Origin of the sequence: Novosphingobium sp. (assembly GCF_037133355.1) — a bacterium.
GTDB lineage: Bacteria > Pseudomonadota > Alphaproteobacteria > Sphingomonadales > Sphingomonadaceae > Novosphingobium.
The window spans coordinates 44,121-63,584 of the sequence record NZ_JBAXOI010000013.1; the positions used below are offsets into that span (position 1 = coordinate 44,121).

The 19,464-nt window shown below is 64.7% G+C and carries 17 protein-coding genes; 3 read left to right on the forward strand and 14 right to left on the reverse strand.

Annotated elements, in window-relative coordinates; all coding sequences use genetic code 11:
• Positions 1-307: 307 nt before the first annotated feature.
• The 8 genes from WCL10_RS13565 to WCL10_RS13600 are packed head-to-tail and all read right to left on the reverse strand — an operon-like array spanning position 308 to position 7,989.
• Positions 308-1,942 carry an AMP-binding protein gene (locus WCL10_RS13565; protein ID WP_336896193.1) on the reverse strand — a complete coding sequence of 545 codons (1,635 nt, stop codon included), beginning with the start codon at positions 1,940-1,942 and terminating at the stop codon, positions 308-310.
• 11 nt (positions 1,943-1,953) lie between these two features.
• Positions 1,954-4,155 carry a TonB-dependent receptor gene (locus tag WCL10_RS13570; RefSeq protein ID WP_336896194.1) on the reverse strand — a complete coding sequence of 734 codons (2,202 nt, stop codon included), beginning with the start codon at positions 4,153-4,155 and terminating at the stop codon, positions 1,954-1,956.
• A 34-nt stretch (positions 4,156-4,189) separates the two neighbouring features.
• Positions 4,190-4,657, reverse strand: a complete 468-nt coding sequence (locus tag WCL10_RS13575; protein WP_336896195.1) for a cytochrome C — start codon at positions 4,655-4,657, stop codon at positions 4,190-4,192.
• Positions 4,654-5,124, reverse strand: coding sequence for a cytochrome c (locus tag WCL10_RS13580; protein ID WP_336896196.1), 471 nt, complete (start codon positions 5,122-5,124; stop codon positions 4,654-4,656). Before WCL10_RS13580 ends, WCL10_RS13575 begins: the two co-directional genes overlap by 4 nt.
• A complete protein-coding gene (locus tag WCL10_RS13585; protein WP_336896197.1) occupies positions 5,124-5,702 on the reverse strand; it encodes a methylamine dehydrogenase light chain in 579 nt (192 codons plus the stop codon). Before WCL10_RS13585 ends, WCL10_RS13580 begins: the two co-directional genes overlap by 1 nt.
• A 3-nt stretch (positions 5,703-5,705) precedes the next feature.
• Positions 5,706-6,308, reverse strand: coding sequence for a methylamine dehydrogenase (locus WCL10_RS13590; RefSeq protein WP_336896198.1), 603 nt, complete (start codon positions 6,306-6,308; stop codon positions 5,706-5,708).
• On the reverse strand, positions 6,305-6,808 hold the full coding sequence (locus tag WCL10_RS13595; protein ID WP_336896199.1) for a MauE/DoxX family redox-associated membrane protein: 504 nt from the start codon (positions 6,806-6,808) through the stop codon (positions 6,305-6,307). The genes WCL10_RS13590 and WCL10_RS13595 overlap by 4 nt, the downstream gene beginning before the upstream one ends.
• On the reverse strand, positions 6,808-7,989 hold the full coding sequence (locus WCL10_RS13600) for an amine dehydrogenase large subunit (protein WP_336896200.1): 1,182 nt from the start codon (positions 7,987-7,989) through the stop codon (positions 6,808-6,810). Before WCL10_RS13600 ends, WCL10_RS13595 begins: the two co-directional genes overlap by 1 nt.
• Positions 7,990-8,145: 156 nt before the next feature.
• Here WCL10_RS13600 and WCL10_RS13605 point away from each other — a divergent pair, with 156 nt between their 5' ends.
• Complete coding sequence (locus WCL10_RS13605) at positions 8,146-8,796, forward strand: TetR/AcrR family transcriptional regulator (RefSeq protein ID WP_336896201.1); 651 nt, start codon at positions 8,146-8,148, stop codon at positions 8,794-8,796.
• 66 nt (positions 8,797-8,862) lie between these two features.
• Here the strand turns inward: WCL10_RS13605 and WCL10_RS13610 are convergent, their stop codons facing one another.
• Positions 8,863-9,168 carry a hypothetical protein gene (locus tag WCL10_RS13610; protein ID WP_336896202.1) on the reverse strand — a complete coding sequence of 102 codons (306 nt, stop codon included), beginning with the start codon at positions 9,166-9,168 and terminating at the stop codon, positions 8,863-8,865.
• A 25-nt stretch (positions 9,169-9,193) separates the two neighbouring features.
• On the opposite strand from WCL10_RS13610, the gene WCL10_RS13615 reads away from it, so the two are divergent.
• A complete protein-coding gene (locus WCL10_RS13615; RefSeq protein ID WP_336896203.1) occupies positions 9,194-9,490 on the forward strand; it encodes a hypothetical protein in 297 nt (98 codons plus the stop codon).
• Here WCL10_RS13615 and WCL10_RS13620 read toward each other — a convergent pair.
• The 4 genes from WCL10_RS13620 to WCL10_RS13635 form a co-directional block, all read right to left on the reverse strand.
• Positions 9,487-13,287: a calcium-binding protein gene (locus WCL10_RS13620; protein ID WP_336896204.1), complete on the reverse strand. Its 3,801-nt coding sequence runs from the start codon at positions 13,285-13,287 to the stop codon at positions 9,487-9,489. The genes WCL10_RS13615 and WCL10_RS13620 overlap by 4 nt on opposite strands.
• A 127-nt stretch (positions 13,288-13,414) precedes the next feature.
• On the reverse strand, positions 13,415-14,875 hold the full coding sequence (locus tag WCL10_RS13625) for an aldehyde dehydrogenase family protein (RefSeq protein WP_336896205.1): 1,461 nt from the start codon (positions 14,873-14,875) through the stop codon (positions 13,415-13,417).
• An 8-nt stretch (positions 14,876-14,883) separates the two neighbouring features.
• Positions 14,884-16,200 (reverse strand): glutamine synthetase family protein, encoded by a 1,317-nt coding sequence (locus WCL10_RS13630; RefSeq protein WP_336896206.1) that lies wholly within the window; start codon positions 16,198-16,200, stop codon positions 14,884-14,886.
• Between the two features lie 20 nt (positions 16,201-16,220).
• A complete protein-coding gene (locus WCL10_RS13635; protein WP_336896207.1) occupies positions 16,221-17,486 on the reverse strand; it encodes a cytochrome P450 in 1,266 nt (421 codons plus the stop codon).
• Between the two features lie 140 nt (positions 17,487-17,626).
• Between WCL10_RS13635 and WCL10_RS13640 the strand changes: the two genes are divergently transcribed.
• Positions 17,627-18,481: a 3,4-dihydroxyphenylacetate 2,3-dioxygenase gene (locus WCL10_RS13640; protein WP_336896208.1), complete on the forward strand. Its 855-nt coding sequence runs from the start codon at positions 17,627-17,629 to the stop codon at positions 18,479-18,481.
• Positions 18,482-18,617: 136 nt separating this feature from the next.
• Here the strand turns inward: WCL10_RS13640 and WCL10_RS13645 are convergent, their stop codons facing one another.
• Complete coding sequence (locus WCL10_RS13645; protein ID WP_336896209.1) at positions 18,618-19,451, reverse strand: type 1 glutamine amidotransferase; 834 nt, start codon at positions 19,449-19,451, stop codon at positions 18,618-18,620.
• Positions 19,452-19,464: the final 13 nt, after the last annotated feature.

Below are 19,464 nucleotides of genomic sequence, written 5' to 3' on the forward strand. Positions count from 1 at the left end.
CGTCTCTGGTTCGTGCAACATGGTCACTATTAACCAATTTGGCGCTTTATCAAGTGGCGATCGGCAAGCCATGTTTCGAGATTATCCACAGGATAAGTAGCGATATTTTTCCCGGGTGTGTCAAAGTCTGGCTGCGCTTGATCGTTCCTCGAACCGTTGCAATGACACCAGATCGGATGTGTCCGGTTAGAGTCCGTGCATGGAAACATGCCCCTTGGGGCAGGCGCGGCATGCGACACGAATTAGGCCCCCTGTTGCAGCATAGCCGCACTTTTCGGGAGGATTCTGCGCAATCCCGCGGCGCGGCTCAGCCGTGTGAACCCTGCAATTCCGCTTCCATCATGCGGCGCATCTCGAATTTCTGCGCTTTTCCGGTCACTGTCATGGCAAAGCTTTCGACCACCCGGACATGGCGCGGCACCTTGTAGTGCGCGATGCGGCCGCGGCAGTGGGTGAGGATATCCTCCGCGGCCAGCGCCGCCCCTGTACGGGCAATGACCCAGGCGCAGACTTCCTCGCCGTACTTCGCATCGCTCACGCCAAAGACCTGCGCGTCCGCCACATGGGGGTGCGTCAGAAGGAACTCCTCGATCTCGCGCGGGTAGATGTTCTCGCCGCCGCGAATGATCATGTCCTTGATGCGGCCGGTGATCCGCACATAGCCTGCCGCGTCCATCGTTGCGAGATCGCCTGAATGCATCCAGCCTTCGGCGTCGATGGCTTCAGCGGTCTTGGCAGGATCGTCCCAGTAGCCGAGCATCACGGCATAGCCGCGCGAGCAGTATTCGCCCTGTTCGCCGACGGGCAGGGTCTGCCCATCCGTCCCCACGATCTTCGCCTCGGCGTGCGGGTGGACCCGGCCCACGGTGCCGACGCGTTCCTCCAGCGGATCGTCGCGCGCGGTCTGGGTGGTGAGCGGGCTCGTCTCGGTCATGCCGTAGCCGATCGTCACCTCGTGCATGTTCAGCCGCCCGATCACTTCGCGCATCACGGTAACGGGGCAGGGCGAGCCCGCCATGATCCCGGTGCGCAAGGTTGAGACGTCGGTCCGCTCCAGCGCCTCGTGGCCGAGCACTGCAATGAACATTGTCGGCACGCCGTAAAGCGCGGTGCAGCCCTCGGCCTCGACCGCCTGCAGCACCGCGAGCGGATCGAAGGCCTCGCCGGGATAGACCATGGCCGCGCCGCTGGTCAGCGCGGCGAGATTGCCCAGCACCATGCCGAAGCAGTGGTAGAGCGGGACAGTAATGCAGATGCGGTCTGCTTCGGTGAGCGCGATGGTCTCGGTCGTGAAATAGCCGTTGTTCAGGATATTGCGGTGGGTGAGCGTGGCGCCCTTGGGAAAGCCGGTGGTGCCGCTGGTGAACTGGATGTTGATCGCATCGTCGGGGCCGAGTGAGGCTTCGGTCGCTGCAAGCGCCCCGGCATCAGGCTCGCAGACAAGCGCCTGCCACGGCAAAAAGCCGTCGTGCACATCCGCACCGATAGTGACCATATGGCGCATCTGCGGCAGCCGTGCGGGGCCGATTTCGCGCAGCATGCCGAGATAATCGCTGCTCTTGAAGCGGGCCGCAGTGACAAGCACGCTGCACCCGACCTTGTTCAGCGCATACTCGACCTCGCTCACCCGGTAAGCCGGATTGATCGTGACAAGCACTGCGCCGATCCGCGCGGTGGCGAACTGGATCAGCGTCCATTCCGCGCAATTGGGTGCCCAGATGCCGACGCGGTCGCCGCAGGTGACGCCGAGCCGGAGCAGACCGGTCGCCACCCGGTCCACTTCGGCATCGAGTTCGCGCCATGTCCAGCGCAAGCCCTGATGGCGCGAGACGAGCGCCAGGGCCTCACCCCAGCGCGCCGCCGCTCCGCGCAGAGCCGCGCCGATCGTCGTATCGAGCAGGGGCCGGTCGGTTGGCCCCTTGGCATAGGACAAACCGGTCACGCCCCCGCCTTTCAGAACTTCACGCCTGCAGTCACGCCGTACATGCGCGGATTGCCGACATGGTTGTAATCGAGGCCGAAGCCGGTGAGGTCGATGCGCGAGGTGAAGTAGAACTTGTTGCCGAGATTGCGCGCCCAGGCCGAGATGCTGTAGCGGCTGTCGGCGCTGTTCCAGTCGATGTGGCCGCCAAAGAGCGCGTAGGCTTCCTGGCGCAGGCGCGGCACGTTGATGTTCTCGAAGAACTGGCTCGACTGGTATGCCACTTCGGGATGGAGCGATATCGCCCCGAAGCCGCCCTGAAGCACGGTCCAGTCAAAGCTCGCGTTGAACGTGAGCGAGGGCGCATTGGACAGGCGGTTGCCGGCGACGTTGACGCCGCTGACGATGCCGGTCTTGATCTTGGTCGAGAGCAGGCCAAGCCCGGCGTGGAGGGTAAAGGCATCGCTCGGCCGCACGGTCAGTTCCGCCTCGGCGCCGTAAAGCGTCGACTTGGGAATGTTGAGCAGCTGCTGCGATGCGTCCGCCGGGTTCACGTTGATGAACTGCTGGTTTTTGTAGTTGTAGTAGAACGCCGCCATGTTGAGCGTGATGCGGCGATCCCAGAACTGGGTCTTGGCACCGGCTTCAAACGCGGTGACCTCTTCCGCCTTCGCCACGCCAAGTTCCACGGGCGTGAAGAAGGCCTGCGCGTTGAAGCTGGGCGCGCGGTAGCCGCGGCTCACGCTCGCATAGAGCAGATCCCCGCTCGCCAGCTTGTAGTCGAGCCCGATCTTGCCCGAGACGTTGTTCTGCTTGAAGCGCAGGTTCGACAGCGGGATGAGATTGGCGACGAAACTGTCGTCGACGCCGAGCGCATCGGCCGAGAAGCCGGTCTGTTCGCCGTCATCATGGGTATAGCGCAGGCCGCCGCGCAAGGTCAGCGCGTCGGTCAGCTTGTATTTCAGGTCGGTGTAGAGCGCGAAGCTCTTCTTCAGCTGGTCGAACTGGTTGCGCACCTTGCAGGCGACCGGAAGGCCTGCGGCGCAGTCTGCCGCGTTGATCACGCCGTCCTCGTTGACGTCGGTCCCGTTGAAGACTTCGAGCGTGGTCTGGTTGTAGACCTTCTCGCGGTTGTAGTAGGCGCCGAGGATGAAATCGAACGGCCCGCCGGTGTTGCTGGTCAGGCGCAGGTCCTGCGCAAACTGGCTCGCGCGGTCGAAATAGGGGACCTCAAGGTTCTGGGCGGTGATGCCGTCGGTGTCTTCCTTGAAGAACAGCGAGCCCTTGTCGTAGCTGGTGATGCTGGTCACGGCGAGCGTGTCGCTGACGTCGACGTTCACGGTGAGCGCCACCGATGTCGTCACTGCCCGGCGCTTGTCCCGCACGTTGGACGCAATCTGGAACTGCGAAAGGCCCGGGCGATTGACCGCATCGGGTTGGGCATAGATCCCGTAGTTCTGCGGGTTCTGGAAGCTGTGCGAGGCGCGCAGGGTGACCTTCACCCCGTCGCTCGGCTCGAGCTTCAGCGTGCCGCGCAGGCCCCACTCGTTGGTGCTGGCGAGATCGGGAAAGCCCGGGTTGACGTTCTTGAACCAGCCATCGCCCTTGGCGTAAGTGCCGGCCACGCGCAGCGCAGCCTTCTCGCCGAGCGGCACATTGACGGCGGCGTTCGCGTCAAAGCGGTTGTAGTTGCCGTAGCCCGCGTTCACATAGCCGCTCGTCTCGCCGAGCTTGGCATCGCGGCTGATCAGGTTGACCGCGCCGCCGGTGGTGTTCTTGCCGTAAAGCGTGCCCTGCGGCCCGCGCAGCACTTCAACCCGCTCGATATCGTAGAGCGCGAGGCCAAGGAACGCGAAGTTGCCCTTGTAGACTTCGTCGTAATACGTCGCGACCGGGCTCGACTGGTTGAGGCTGAAGTCCGACATCGAAACGCCGCGCAGCGCGAAGATCGGGGTATTGTCGCCCACGGTCGAGGTCAACTGCAGGTTCGCGACCTTGTTGACGAGGCTGTCTACGCTGGTGATGCGCGATTTGGCCAGCGCATCGCCGCCGATCGCCGATACCGAGATCGGCACCGATTGCAGGTTTTCCGAACGCTTGGCGGCGGTAACGACGATCTCTCCGGCGTCGGGCGCTTCGGCGGCTGCGGTGCCCTGCGGCGCGGTCTGTGCGGCGGCCGGCTGCACCAGCACCAGGGCGGCCAGCGCCGCGCTGCTCAGAAAAGCTGTCCTCATGGAATGTCCCTCGCTTCTTTTGTGACGTGTTCGTCTATCGGGTCTGGTCGAGTGTGGTCTTGGCAAAACCGGCCACCAGACGCGCTCTCGTGGCGGCGCGTTCGAGGCGGAGCGGATTCTGGCGCAGGCGCCCGATCTCTTCGGCGGAATAAGGGCGGAAGCCTGCCGGCACATGCTCGCGGTCGAACCAGTAGATGGTCCAGTTGACGAGATTGGCGAGCCGGTCGTCGGGCAGATCGACAGTCGCGACACCGGGCACGCGGCCGATGAACTCGCGCCCGCCCGGCACGCCGAGGAACCGCGCGACCACGCCGCGCATCGGCGGGTTCGAGTGGTCGTCGCCGCTACCATCGGGACGGTGGCAGCCCTGGCATTTGAGCTGGTAGTCGGTGCGCGCCTGATAGGCATCGCGAACGCCGGGAATTGTCGCCTCGTCGGCCTGCGCCGCTACACTCGCCACAAGGACGAGCGCTACGGGAAGGACGAGGCGGCGCGGGTTCATTGCCCGCCGGCCGCCGCGTGCAGCTTGCCGACGTCTTGCGCCGAAAGCGCGGCGCCGCCGCTGCGGATGGCAGCAATTTCGGCTTCGGCGAAAGGCTTGAAGGCAGGTCCGGTCTTGGCGATCTCCGTACCGACGTGGTTGAGCACTGCGGCGACCGAAGCATCGTCGAGCGTGGCCTGCGCCGGCATCACGCCGGCATAAGGCTTGCCGCCAACCTTGATCGGCCCGCTTACTCCGCGCGTGACGACGAGCCCGAGATAGCGGCGACCTGCCTCGGTCGTCGCCATGGCGCGAAAATCTTCGCCCAGCGGCGGGAACACGGCCGGCACGCCCGCGCCGGTTTTGGTGTGACAGGCGGCGCACTTGGCATAGAGCGCGGCGCCATCGGGGGCGGCATGGACGGGAAGCGCAAGGGCGCCGAGCAGGGCCGCCGCGCCTGCCCCAATCGCAAGGGGAGCGGCGCGCATCACTTGGGTTCCGCCAGCGCCACGCCGATCACCGCCGCGACCGAGCAATTGTAGACCGAGCTTTCCGAGCCCAGGCACCAGTTGTAGTCGTTGTTCGACTGCGGACGAACCTGCGGGCGGTCGCCCTCGTTGCGGTTGCACAGGCACTGGCCGCACGATGAGACGCCGCAGCAATCATTGTAGCTGATCACGTAGGCGCGCCCGTCGGCCGGGTTGGTGCAGGTGCCGATCCAGGTGATCGGCGACATTTCGGTGCCCGGCGGGCAGGTGTTTACCGAGCCGCCGCAGCACGAGCACAGGAACCCGTCGATCGCGCAGTAGCGCCAGTAGTCGCAAGAGGCTCGGTCGCCCGGATCCTGTTCGAGGCCCGAGACGATGGCAGGGCGCGCCGCGCCGGTCGCATGCGGACCATGCGGCGCTTCGGGCGCGGGCGGGGTAGCCGCGCGGGCCACCGGGAGCAGCGGGATCGAGGCCGCGCCGGTCATGCCTGCGCCGAGCCACGCGAGCAGCGAGCGGCGCGAGGTGCCCCGGGCGATACCGCGCGCGAGGTTTTCGGTAAGTTTGTCGAAACGCGCCATGGGTCAGGCCTCCTGATGGGTCATTTGGCGGCGGGCGAGGAATTCCTGGATCGAGGCGACGCCACGCTCCTTGGCCTCGAACAGGCTTTCAAGATGTTCGCGGCTGTTGACGAGGCCGAGCGAGGCGACGCGGCCTTCCTCGTCAAGCAGCACGGCATAGGGCAGCTTGGCCACACCAAATGCGCGGCCAAGCGCTTCGGAAAGGACCACCGGCATGGCATCGAGCCCGTGTTCGCGCACCATCGCAAGATAGCCGGGCTTGCCGCCGTCGCCAGCCACGACAATGTCGAGCCAGCCCGCCTCGGCGCGCGCGGCGCTGCGCACGATCGGCAGCAGCGATTTGCACATCGGGCAATCGGGCGAGGCGAAGAACAGCAGCTGGCTGCGTCCGTCGCGCTGGCCGCCGATGGCGACGGGCAGGCCGTTCATGTCCGCCAGCGTCATGGGCGTGGCCTTTTCGCCGAGCGCGACTTTCTGGTGCAGGGTGAGCGCGCCTGCAGGGGCTATGCGTTCGTGGAGGATACCGACCTGCCGGGCGAGCGCGGCGATCAGCAGGGCCTGGGCGATGACCGCCGCCCACAGGAGAATCTGGCTGGTGAGCATCATGCGGCTTTCCTGTGCGGGGTGCGCCACTGCGGCGAGGGAATGGCGAGCAGTTCGCTCGCCGCGAGATAGAGCGCGAGCAAGCCCGCAGCGGCGAACGGCGCTTCGGGCGTCAAGGGGGCGTCAGGCATGATGCCAAGCCCGCCGGCCAGCAGCGCAAGCGCGGCCGAACGGAGCACGAGCGCCCAAGTGACCGGCTTCGCCCGGGCGGCCAGATCGCAGCCGCAATCCAGCGTTTCGCCGTGGCGGCGGGCAAGCGCGATAGCATAGCCGCCCCAGAGCGCGGCAGCGATCACCGCGCCGGCCAAGCGCAGAGGTTCGATCAGCAGGCAGAGCGCCGCGACGATTTCTGCAGTTCCGGCCACGATCAGCAGCAGTTGCCCGCCAAGTGCGCCCGTTCCGGCGAGCCTTGCGGTCGCTGTCGCCAGCCGCTCGCGCGCGGCGGCCTTGTGCGCGGCGGAAGCTGCGAGCAGCAGTGCGCAGAAAAGCATGAGCGCGGCCATCACGGCACCTGGATCAGGATCGGATTGGCGGCAACCGTGGCGCCGAGGCTGCGCACGAAGGCACCGCTGGCCGCGTCATAGATGTCGATTTCCCCGCTTGCCTGCGCCGCCACCAGATGCGGTGTGCTTTCGCGGGTAACCGCGATCGCCAGTGTCTGGCCTTTGAGCGGAATGCGCAAGGTGCGCGCCTTTTTCGCGGGGTCGACAACCCAGACTTCGCTGCCGCCGTCCTTGTGGCTGCCTTCCTTGCCGTAGGGGCTCATCAGCACATAGAGCTTGCCTGCGCTATCGGCATTGATCACCTGCCAGCCGCCGGGGCGCCATTCGGGCGATCCGCCTTCGGCGGTGCCCACGCTGAATGCGCCGGGCAGGGGCTTTGCCACGTCACCCGAAAGATCGAAGCCCTGGAGCATTCCGTGGAAGCTGACGAACCAAGCGGTCTGGCCGACCATGGCGGGGGTGCCGAACAGCGGCTGCTTGTCGATATCCTGAACCTTGGGCACCGACTTTGACGAGGCCGCCGCACCGTTCGCATCGAGCGTTACGCTGAACAGCGAGCCATCGGCGCAAAGGCTGGTGAAGCCGCGCGTGCCGGTGGGGTAGATCTGCGAGCAGCCGGGCAAGTCGATTTCGGAAAGCACCTTGCGCGCGGCCAGATCGACCACGGTGACCGATTGCGCGGGGGTAAAGTTCGCCACGAGCGCCCACTGGCCGCCGTTGGTGAACTGGAAGAGATGCGGATAGGTGACCGACTGCTGGCGCTTGCCGCCGGGCAGCACGATTTCGCCCTTGGGCTGCAACGTGGCCGAGTCCCACACGGTGATCGCGTCGGTCCGTTCGCCCCGGGTAAGGCGGGTGTAGAACGTTTCGGCGGTGTAGAGCTCGCCCTTGTCCTTCGCGATGAGCAGGTTGGCAAATTGCGCGGCGCGCACGAGGCCCTTGAGCGGCTGGACCGGATCGGCTGTATCGACCACCGCGACGCGGCCATCCATGATTGCGTTGAAATGGAAATCGTGGATCGTGACCCAGCTGGCCGGCCACTGCGCAGGCAGCTTCGCCACACTCGGCAGACTTTCCTCGGCCAGTGGCTTGGGGAAGCGGCTTTCAGCGGCTGCGGCCGGTGCGGTAAAGGCCAAGGCCATGCTCAGGGCCGAAGCGAAGGCGGGCGCGATGACACGCATGGTAGTCCCCTCTGGCAGCGGGCAGGCCCCGCGTTCTTGTCGCGCATCGTGGCCCAATCGGCACAAAATTGTCAACTGTCCTAAATCGGACGTTGGACATATTTTGACCTTGGGATAGGTTACGCTGGCGCTTTCCGCAGCAAAAGGGGAATAGTCATGGATCAGCCGCCCAAGCTGGTGACCGATCTGCTCATGCCGGGGCGCGAGGGTGGCTATGCCAAGGGCTATGAAACGCGCGAACTGATCCTGCGCACGGCGCTCCATATCCTGATCGAGGAAGGCTACCGCGCGATGTCGATGCGGCGCGTGGCCTATGCCTGCGGTATGCGGCTGGGCAACCTGACCTACCACTACCCGACCCGCGAGGACCTGGTGCGCGAGCTGCTCAATGCCGTGATCAGCAGCTACGAAGTGGAGTTTGCAGCAATCGTCCATGCGCCGGGTGTGCCGCCCGACGAGCGGCTGGCGCGGGTCTGCGGTCTGATCATCGAGGATATCGGCAGCAAGAAGACCACCCGCTTCTTTCCCGAACTCTGGGCGCTGGCGAACCACGATACCTTCGTCTACGAACGGATGCACGAGCTCTACGCCCGCGCCCGCGCACCGCTGGTCGAGATTATCGCGGAGATGCGGCCCGACCTTTCCGAAAGCGCGCGCTTCGATCTGGCGCTGTTCATTTCGGCCTCGATGGAAGGCCTGACTGTCTTCGCCGGCTTCCAGACCCCCTATGCGGAGCGGCTGCCCGCCGTCGAACAGATCGCGATCCGCTCATTCATCGATATCGTGCGCAGCTTCAGGGCACCCTGAGACGCGCCAGTGGCCCCGCTGCCGGGCAGGCAACGGAGCCACTGCTTCAAGCCAACTCGAAAGGGATCAGAGGACGAGGTCGGCCAGCACCAGCGGGGTCGTCCCGTCGATGCGGATGGCAAAGTCGGCCACTCCGTCACCGTTGGTATCGCCAGAGAGCAGCATGGCCTTGCTGCCCAGATCCAGATGCAGTTCGCCCGCGGTGTGCGTGAAAGCGCCGGTACCGAGGAACGTGAACGCCTGGTCGCCGGCGGTGCCGGTATCGGCATCGATGCCGGAGAGGTCGACAACGTCGCCCTGCGCATGGTTGAAGTCGGCGATGCGGTCGGCGGTCTTCAGCGTGGTGCCGGACAGGTCGCCATCGTCGAACACGAAGTGGTCGGCACCGAGGCCGCCCGTGAGCAGGTCCTTGCCTGCGCCGCCAGAGACGCTGTCATCGCCAAGCCCGCCCGAGAGCCTGTCGCTGACCGGCCCGCATGACCGCTTGCTCGAGGGCCATGCCGGGCTCTCGCTTATCCCTTATGAGGAGGGAGACCGCCATGGGGGCCTAAGGCGCTATCGCGACTGGCGTGTACAGGTAACGCGCTCGCTGGGCCCGGTGTTTGTTTCGGTGGGCGTGAACGGCACCAACTATCCTGTCTACAGCGAAACCGGCAGGGCCCGCGTCTTCGCCACCATCAGCCACGCGTTCTAGAGTGTGATGTCGCTGTAGAGCCAGGTGATCGTATCGCCGACCTCGGCGGTAAAGTCGCCGGTCGAAATCAGCTGGATGTCGTTGGCGGCAAGGCTGGTCCCGGGGGTAAATCTGGCGACAAGGAACTTCTCGTCCGGCCCGTTGGCATCAAGATCGACATAGAGCGCGCCGCTTGCCTTGTCGTAGATCGCGATATCGTTCAGGTCCTTGGCTGCGGTGCCCTCGGTAAATCCCTCGGCCAGCAATTGCCCGGACAGGGACGGGTTCACCAGCACGAGACGATCGACGCCCGAGACAAAGTCGGTGATCATGATCACCGGCGCAATGCTGCCGTCGTAGGAACCGACGAAGGCGTCCGCACCGGTGCCGCCGGTCTGTTTGCTGTCGGTTCCGGCGCCGATCAGCGTGTCGTCTCCAGCGCCGCCAAGCAGGATGTCGCCGATGCCCTGGGCAACGAGCGTGTCGTTCCCGTCGCCGCCATTCAGCGTATCGCTCGCCGCACCGCTGCCCAGCAGGTTGTCGCCCGCGTTGCCGGTGATCGTGCTGGCCTTGCTGCCGGTAGTCACGGCGGCCTCGATCCCTTCACCCAGCACCGCGCCTGCCGTGGTGATGACCCGGTCGAGCCCCCCACCGCCGGCTTCGCTGATCTTGTCGGCTGAGGTGTCGGCGAAATAGGTGTCGTCGCCCAGGCCCCCGTCCATGATATCGGCACCCGCGCCGCCGTCGAGCCGGTCGTTTCCGCCCAGACCGCTGAGCTGGTTGGCGGCGCTGTTTCCGGTCAGCACATTGTTGCCATCATTGCCGGTACCGTCGATCGCCTGCGTGCCGGTCAGTTTGAGGTCGGACAGCCCATTGCTGAGCGCGAAGCTGGTCGATGCCTCCACTCGGCCAGTGCCGCTGATCGTGTCGCCGGCATTGTCGACGATGAAGACATCGGAGCCGCCACCGCCGATCATCGTGTCGGCGCCGCCGCGGCCATCGATCCGGTTGTTTCCGGCATTGCCGGTGATGCGGTTGCCGAGCGCGTTGCCGGTGGCATCGCTCGCGCCCCCGGTCAGTTCGAGGTTCTCGATATTGTCAGAAAGCGTGTAGGACACCGAGCTTGTCACCGTGTCGAGGCCCTCGCCGCCCTTCTCCTCGATCCGGGTGCCTGTATCGCTCACGACATAGTGGTCGTTGCCCGCGCCGCCGATCATGGTGTCGGCCCCGCCATTGCCGATGATCTCGTTGTTCCGGGCATTTCCGACGAGTACGTTGATCTGGGAACTGCCTTCGGCGCGAAGGGCCTTGCCGGTCAGCGTAAGGTTTTCGACGCCGGTGCCGGTAATCGAATAATCGACCGTACTGATCACCTTGTCGCCCGCGTTGCCGACCGGGTCTTCAACGACGACGTCGCCCACGTTGTCGACGTAGTAGGTGTCGTTCCCTTCCGCGCCATACATCCTGTCCGCCCCGCGGCCGCCGTCGATTATGTTGTCGGCACCGTCGCAGTGGATCTCGTTGGCGCCGGTGTTGCCAGTGGCCCGCACCGCGAGCGACAGGTAGAGCACCTCGACATTGGCGGGCATCGTATAGTCGACCGAGGCATAGACCGTGTCGATGTCGCCGGGGATCGCTGACTCGATGATGCGGTCGCCGATGTTGTCGACAATGTAGGTGTCCCGTCCAGCCCCGCCGACCATGATATCGGCGCCTACCTTGCCGTCGAGATAGTCCGAGCCGCTGCCGGTGGTGAGCCGGTTGTCGAGCGCGTTGCCCCGGATTGCGCCGTTGCCGGTGCCTGTGAACACCGCGTTCTCGATATTGTCGGGAATGCCGAAATTGTCCTTCGACTTGATCGTATCGATGCCCTCGTCCGGCTTTTCCACGACGGCGCGGGCGCCGAGCTCGATGATGTAGGTATCGTTGCCCGTGCCGCCCCTCAGCGTATCCAGCCCGCCTGAAATCAGCGTGTCGTTCCCGCCGTTGCCGATGAGCGTGTTGCCCTTGTAGTCCGAACCGCCTCCGCTCAGGATATTGGCGGCGTCGTTGCCGATGATGACGTTGTCGGTGGCGTTGCCGTAGGCGTTGATCGCCCGGGTGCCGGTTAGCGTCAGGTTCTCGACAAACTCGCTGAGCGTGGTGGTGATCGAGGAGAAAACCTGATCCCGGTTCGGAACGCCGATTTCGTTTGGGACCTCGATGATCCGGTCACCGGGGTTGTCGATGTAATAGGTGTCGTTGCCAACGCCCCCGGCCATGGTGTCGGCGCCAAGGCCGCCGTCGATGCGGTTTCCGGCGCGGTTTCCGGTGATCGTGTTGTCGAGCGCGTTTCCGGTGCCGCTGATGGACTTGTTGCCGATGAGCTCGAGATCTTCGAGCTCGGCGCCGAGCGTCATATTGATCGCGCTGCGCACGGTGTCGTGCCCGCCGCCTGCCGCCTCGATCGCCTGCGATCCCGGATTGGTGATCACGTAGATATCATCACCTGCCCCGCCCACCAGACGATTGCGGCCGGCATTGCCTGTGAGCACATTGGCTGCGGCATTGCCCGTGGCGTCGATATCGGCGCTGCCGATCAGCGTGATGTTCTCAAGCTCGTCCGCCAGCACCCACGAAACGCTGCTGCGCACGGTATCATCGCCGCCGTCCGCCTGCTCGGTGATCCGGTCGTCGGCGCTGTCGACCCCGTAGGTATCGTCGCCGCCGCCGCCGGCAAGGGTGTCAGCCCCGGCGGCGCCATCAAGCAGGTTGGCCTCGGCATTGCCCGTCAACGTGTCGGCGTATGCCGATCCGATGACCGCCTCGACCCCGGAAATCTCGTCGTTACCGTCCGCACCGCTTGCTTTGCCCGCGGCAAGGTCGACTGTCACCGAGCCGCCCGCGTTGGCATAGGTGATCGTGTCGTAGCCTATACCGCCGAACAGCCGGTCATCCCCAAGCCCGCCCTCAAGCAGGTCGTTGTTGGTGGGGCCAGACCGGTACTGGAACAGATAGCCGATTTCCTCCTGGGTCCAGGGCACGGTGGGCACGCTGCTGCGGGTTTCGCCCAGCAGGGTATCATTGCCCGCCCCGCCGATCAGCCAGTCATTCCCTTCGAGCCCGGCAATCACGTTTGCTTGCGCATTTCCGATAAGCTTGTCGTCGAGTTCGGTCCCGGCCAGATTCTCGATGTTGCTGACGGTCATCCGCCCTTGCGCGCTGTAGCCGGTCGCCTGCGCGACGCCGGGCCGCGCCAGCGAGACGGTGAAGCCTCGAAAATTGACGGGCTCGACATAGGACGGCCGCACCAGCAGTAGCCAGTCGTTGCCCTCGCCGCCATTGATCACCGCATCGGAGGAACCGACCGAGATCACATCGTTCCCGCCTTGCCCGTCGATATTGGCGGCGCTGGCAAATACGTGAAGCTGGTTGTCGGCTGCCGAACCGGTGAGCGTCAGGTCAACGCCCATGTATTGCAGGTTTTCGATGCTCGCGATGCGGGCCACCGGCTTGAGGCGATCATCGGTGAAGGTGTTGGCGCCGAGATCGATCACATATTTGACGTTGGAGTAGTTCTGATACTTCAGGCGCAGCGTGTCGTTGCCCACGCCGCCGTCGAAAGTTTCCAGACGCGCGAACGAATCGCGGTCGTTGTCGAGAAAATCGTCTCCGGAATCGCCATAGAGCTTGTCGGAATCGTATCCGCCGTTGAGGTAATCGTTCCCGTCGCCGCCGTGGATCACGTCATTGGCGCCCTCGCCAAGGATGGTGTCGTCACCTGCGGTTCCGGTTATCGTGTCCGGACCGCTGGTGCCATAAATGGTCGGTGCAGGCACGGGGCCTCCTCAGGGCTCTGCCGCACGGCGAAACTGTCAGGCGCGGTGGCTGATCCTAACAAGGCTGCGCCAATCGGGACAAGCCGGAACGTGCGATTTCGGCGGGATCGCGCTATTCTTGCGGCAATCAGCCCACACTGCCTTCGAGGATCTGCAAGGTCTTGAGATCGGAATGGAAATCGAGCGCATAATCGCCGCCTTCGCGCCCGATGCCCGAGATGCCGATACCGCCGAACGGCGCGGTGAGATCGCGCACGAGGAAGGTGTTGACCCAGACCGTGCCGCCACGCACCGCCCGGCCGACGCGGTTCGCACGGTCCTCGCTGCCAGTGTAGACGATACCGGAAAGGCCATAGGCGGTGGAGTTGGCAAGGCTGATGCCTTCGGCTTCGTCCTTGAAGGTCTGGAAGGTGAGGACCGGGCCAAAGACTTCGCTCTGGACGACTTCGCTCTGGTTGCTCTTTGGCATGATCAGCGTGGGTTCGATCCAGTTGGCGCCTTCCTTGAAGCGCTTTCCGCCGCGCACGATCGTGTCACCCGCCGCGCGGGCCCGATCGATGAAGCCGAGCACACGCTCCGCGTGGACGGGGTGGATGAGCGCGGACATCGTGGTGGCCGGATCGCGGCTGTCGCCCATGACATGCGTGTCGGTATAGGTGTGGAACTTGTCGAGGAAGTCGTCCTTGACGCTCTCCTCGACAATGATCCGCGTGCCCGCCATGCAGACTTGGCCGCTGTCGTCGAACTGGCCGGCGGCCTTCTTCGCCGCCGCATCGATATCGGCTTCGGCGAAGACGAGGAGCGGCGATTTGCCGCCAAGCTCGGCGGTGAAAGGCACGATGTTTTCCGCCGCCGCCTTGCCGATCACCCGCGCGGTCGGCACGCTGCCGGTAAAGCTGATGCGCTTGATCCGGGGATCGGAGGTGAGCGCATTGCCCAATTCCGCGCCAAGGCCCTGGACGATGTTGAACACGCCTGCGGGAAAGCCGGCTTCCGCGATCAGGTCGGCCAGAACTGACGCGGAGAGCGGCGACCAGTCGGCTGGCTTGAGGATCACCGTGTTTCCCGCCGCGAGCGCAGGTGCACACTTCCACGTGGAAAGCATGAACGGCGCATTCCAAGGCGTGATGATGAGCGCAGGGCCGGCGGGCATGCGGATCACGCGGTTGAGCGTCCCTCGCGAGGACCAGACGCGCTCCTCATGGTTCGCCGCGAGGTCCGCATAGTTGCGGAAATTGGCCGCCCCTCGCAGGACCACGCGCAGGCGCAGGCTTTCGAGCAGCATGCCCATGTCGAGGCATTCGACCATCGAGAGCTTTTCGACATTGGCCTCGATCAGGTCGGCCAGCCTGTGCAGATAGGCCCCGCGCTCCGCCGCCGTCAGCGCGGCCCAGGCCGGGAATGCTGCGCTCGCCGCCTCTGCGGCAAGCGCGGCGGTTGCCGCATCGCCGCGCGCCACATCGGCGAGCTTGCGGTCCCAATCGAACGGGCAGCGCGTTTCGAACGTTTCTGGCGAGGTGACCCGCGCGCCGCCGATGAAATGGTCGGGCGAGACGGAAATGCCGTCGATATCGATGCGGTCGCGCATTTGGGCTCTCAGATATAGTGCAGGTAGTAGGCGAGCTGTTCGTCTTCGCTCTTTTCGGAGACGATGCGGACTTCCTCGCGCTTGATGGCGATGAAGTTGTTGATCAGCTCCTGCCCGACTGCAGCGGAAAGCGCGGTGTCGGCCTCCAGCGCATCGAGTGCGGCGGTGAGATCGTGCGGTGTGTGGCGATCTGTATTGATAGTTTCGAGCCCGTCGTTCACTTCCTCGGGCGGCAGTTCATAGCCGTTTTCGAGGCCGAGCAAGCCCGCTTGCAACAGCGCCGCCATCGCAAAGTAGGGGCTGGCAGCACAATCGGCCATCCGGTGCTCGATCCGCGCGGCGGGGCCGGTTTCGGCCGAGACCCGCACGGTCACGCTGCGGTGGTCGATGCCCCAGTTGGCCCAGTAGCCCGAGAGGCTGGCGGGCTGGAGCCGGGCGTAGCTCTGCGTTATCGGCGCCATGATCGCGGCGAGCGCTTCATGGTGCTGAAGCATCCCGGCGATGCAGCCCTTCATGGTGTCGGACAGCGTGCCGCTGGCGACATCGTTCGCGAAGGCATTGCCGCCATCTTCTGCCGTGAAGCTCAGGTTGAAATGGAGCCCGCTACCGCTCTTGTCCGCAAAGGGCTTGGGCAGGAACGAGAGCAGGTAGCCGCGCTTGTAGAGCACCTCGCGCGCCATCTGGCGGAAGAGGAAAGCATCGTCCGCCGCCTTCATCGCGTCGGCATAGCGCAAGGTGAGCTCGAACTGCGGCGCGTCGTACTCGGCGTTGATCGATTCGATGGGGATGCCGCAGGCCGCCGCCGTCGCCCAGATATCGTCGATCAGGCCGGCGGGATCGGTGAAGGGACCGGTGCCATAAACGAAAGCGCCGGGGGTATCATAGGGTACCCAGCTGCCATCGGGCCCGCGCTGGAAAATGTAGGCCTCCATCTCGATGCCGATCATCGGATCGAGCCCCCGTGCGCGCCATGCCTCGATCGCGCGCTGCAGAGCAGAGCGGCCGCACAGCGCGAAAGGCTCGCCCTTAAAGCGCAGCGCGCCGAGCGCGATCTGTGTGTTCGGCTCCCATGAGGGGCGCAAGGCTGCAGGATCGAACGTCACTTCCATGTCCGGCAGCCCGGTGAGCAGTCCGCCGCCGGGTGCCGCAACAAGCTGGCGGTCATAGGTCACGGCATATGTGCCGACACACATGCGGGCGTGGCCCTTGTGCGCCTCGCTCATCGGCACATACTTGCCGCGCGCGAGATTGAGCTGGTCGGCAAGGAGGATGCGGCAGCGTTCGAAGCTTTCGGCGCGCACCTCGCCCGGTTCGATTCTGGACATGCGGTTCATCTCTCTCCCCTTCAGCGCGCGCGCACGCGCACCGGCAGATGCTTTATGCCGTGAATGAAGTTGCTGCGCAAAAAGGCGTGGTCGCTGACCTGTTCGATTGCGGTGAGTCGCTTCGCCAGTTCCTGTATGACAATCGCGACCTCGAGCTTCGCCAGCCACATGCCGAGGCAGATATGCGGGCCGCCCTGACCGAACGAGAGGAACGGATTGCGCTCCCGGGTCAGGTCAATGCGATAGGGATCGGCAATTGCGGTTTCGTCGCGGTTGCCGGCGATGAACCACAGCAGCACCTTGTCGCCCTCGCGCACCTGCTTGTCATGGAAAGCAAAGTCGCGCGTCGCGGTGCGGCGGAAATGGGTGGTGGGGGAGGCGTAGCGGATCATCTCGTCCGCCGCGCCTTCCCAGCTGGCAAATTCGCCGCGTTGCAATTGGCCGAGCAGCGTCGGATCGTTCGCCAGCGCATGGATCGTGGCGGAGATCGAATAGCGCGTGGTGTCGTTGCCCGCCGCGACCAGCAGGCAGAAGAAATTGCGAAACTCGTCGCGCGACATCTGCGCGCCGCTGTTGGTCGGCTCACGGCACAAGTTGAGCACGCCGATCTGCTCGCCCGCGTCCATCCGGTCGAGCAGCTTGTTGGCATAGTCGAACAGCTCGATCGCGGCGGGCGAGCGGAAGGGGAGCATGCGGTAGGCATCGCTGTCGAGCTGATCGACCACGAAATCGGTGTAGTCCGGGTCCGCGTTGGAAATCAGCGCATCGCCTTTTTCGACGAGCCACGGCCCGTCTTCCTGCGGCACGCCCATGATCTGCGCGAGCATCTGCATGGGCAGGCGCCGCGCGATACGGTCGACCGCGTCGAACTCGCCTTCCTCCAGCGCGACATCGAGCAGGTTCGTCACGATGGCGCGGATCTGGTCCTCGAACTGCGCGACCGTGCTTTTGGAGAACGCCTTGGAGACCAGCGCGCGAAAGCCCCGGTGGTGCGGGGCGTCGGTTTCCTGGAAAGTCTTGCGGGCCTCGACTTCCGCCATGGACTGGTCCTCCATGCGGATGCCGCGCGCGGAGGAGAGGAGATCGGCCTGCCGATTGAGCTCGAGCAGATCGGCATGGCGGGTAACGGACCAGTAGCCCGTCTCCCCGCTCGCCATTTCGGACCACACCATCGGCTCCTCGCGGCGCATGCGCTCGAAGGTTGCGAAGGGCGCGCCGTCGTTGAAGGCATCGAGCGAGGACAGATCGACGCGGGGATCGGTCTGGCGCGAGAAGGCAAAGGGCATGGGAACCTCCAGTTCGATTGCCGTGCTAGTCGCATGGGGGCAGGGGGGACTTGGCATAACCGGACAGAGTGCGTTCGGGGCCTTCTTGTGGGCGTGCGACGGGCCTATTGAGGCGTCATCGCAGCAAAAGGAGCCGCAGCATGGGTGAGATCATCGGAGCCGGTCTGGTCGCGCACGCGCCGACCATCATGATGTCTGAGGCGGATCGCTACGAGCTCAACGAAGGCAAGGAAATCAGCCTCGTACCGGGGCTTCATCGCCTGAAACGCGAAGTGCTCGATGTGCTGAAACCCGATGTGATCGTGCTGTTCGATACGCACTGGTTCACCATCGTGGAATTCTGCATCGCCGCCCACGCGCGGCGCACCGGGCGCTACACCTCGGACGAGTTGCCGCGCGGGATGAAGCAGATCCCCTATGATATCCCCGGCTGCCCCGAACTCGCCTTCGCCATGGCCGAGCGCGCGACCGAGCACGGGGTGCGCACGACAGCGAATGACGATCCCTACCTTCCGATGCACTATCCCACTGTGAACCTTTCGACCTTCCTGCAAGGCGAAGAGAAATGGATTTCGGTGAGCCACGCCTATTCGGCCGAGCCGCACAATTTCCTCGGTGTCGGCGCGGGGATCGGGCAAGCCATCCTCGAATCCGACAAGCGCGTTGTGCTGATCGCCAGCGGTTCGATGAGCCACCGTTTCTGGCCCTTCGACCAGATCGCGCAGCATGAGGCTTCGGACCCGATCCACATTTCAAGCGCCGAAGCGCGCGAGGCGGATCTGGAGCGCCTGCGCTGGTTCGCCGAAGGCAACCACGCGGCGGTGATTAATACGATGCCGGACTATCTGCGCCATGCGCCCGAAGCGCGCTTCGGCCATTACCTGATGATGGCGGCGGCCTGCGGCGGGCGCGACTGGAAGGCCAAGGGGCGGCAGTTCTCGGACTACGAGAACGCGACCGGGACCAGCCAGGTGCATGTGTGGTTTGATATGTAATGGAGGCTTAGCTCAGCCCCTAACCTTCGTCATTCCCGCGAAGGCGGGAATCCAGAGCCACGAACGCCGCGCTTGCCGCTCTGGATTCCCGCCTTCGCGGGAATGACGAAGGGTGGAGCCGGATCCTTGCTTCTAGCTAAAGAACCTTCGCCTCGATCCACGCCAGAATCTCGGCCCGCCGAGTGCGGTCGTCCAGCACGTCCTCGTCCACGCCCAGCTGCCACGCGAGACCCGCGTTCGCAGGGTCAGCCGCCAGCGCTTCGAGCTTCTCGCGATAGGACACCAGCTCTGCCATATCGGCAAAGAAGCCTTGGCGGATCATATCCTCGGCATAGAGCGTGTAGAGCTGGACCAGCTGCCGCAGATCGAACTCGGGGTGGTATTGCACCGCCCAGACTTCGCTGTTCGCCAGCGGGATCACCGCCGCCTGAATCTCGCTGTGCGCGTTGGAAGCGAGCAGCGTGGCGCCTTCGGGCATGCGGATCACTTCGTCATAGTGGATGCAGGCCGCATCGAAGACCGGGGCCTTGCCCTTGAACATTGGATGCGCGCGGCCAGCTTCGTTCAGCAGGATCTTGCGCGCAAAGCCAACCTCGCGGCCCTTGCTGTTGAACGCGACCTCGCCGCCGGCGGCCATCGCGGCGATCTGCAGGCCCCAGCAGGAGCCGAAGATTGGCAAACCGGCCTCGGCGGCTTCGGTCAGCAGTGCGATCTGGTTGGTCACTGCGAATTCGGGATCATAGGCGTGAAGCGCCGAGCCGGTAATCACGAACCCGGCATAGTCGCCCCACGTCCGCCCGTTCGGAATGGCCGCGCCTTCATCGGCCCCGTGCAACAACTCGAGCACGATGTCGGGGTAGTGCGCGGCAATCGCCTCGATATAAATCTCGCTCGAGGTGCGCGCACCAAGTTCATGCATCAGCGAGCACTTGGCGGCGGTGTTGCCTTCCATCAGCAGCAGTCGGGTCATATGTGGTCCTGAA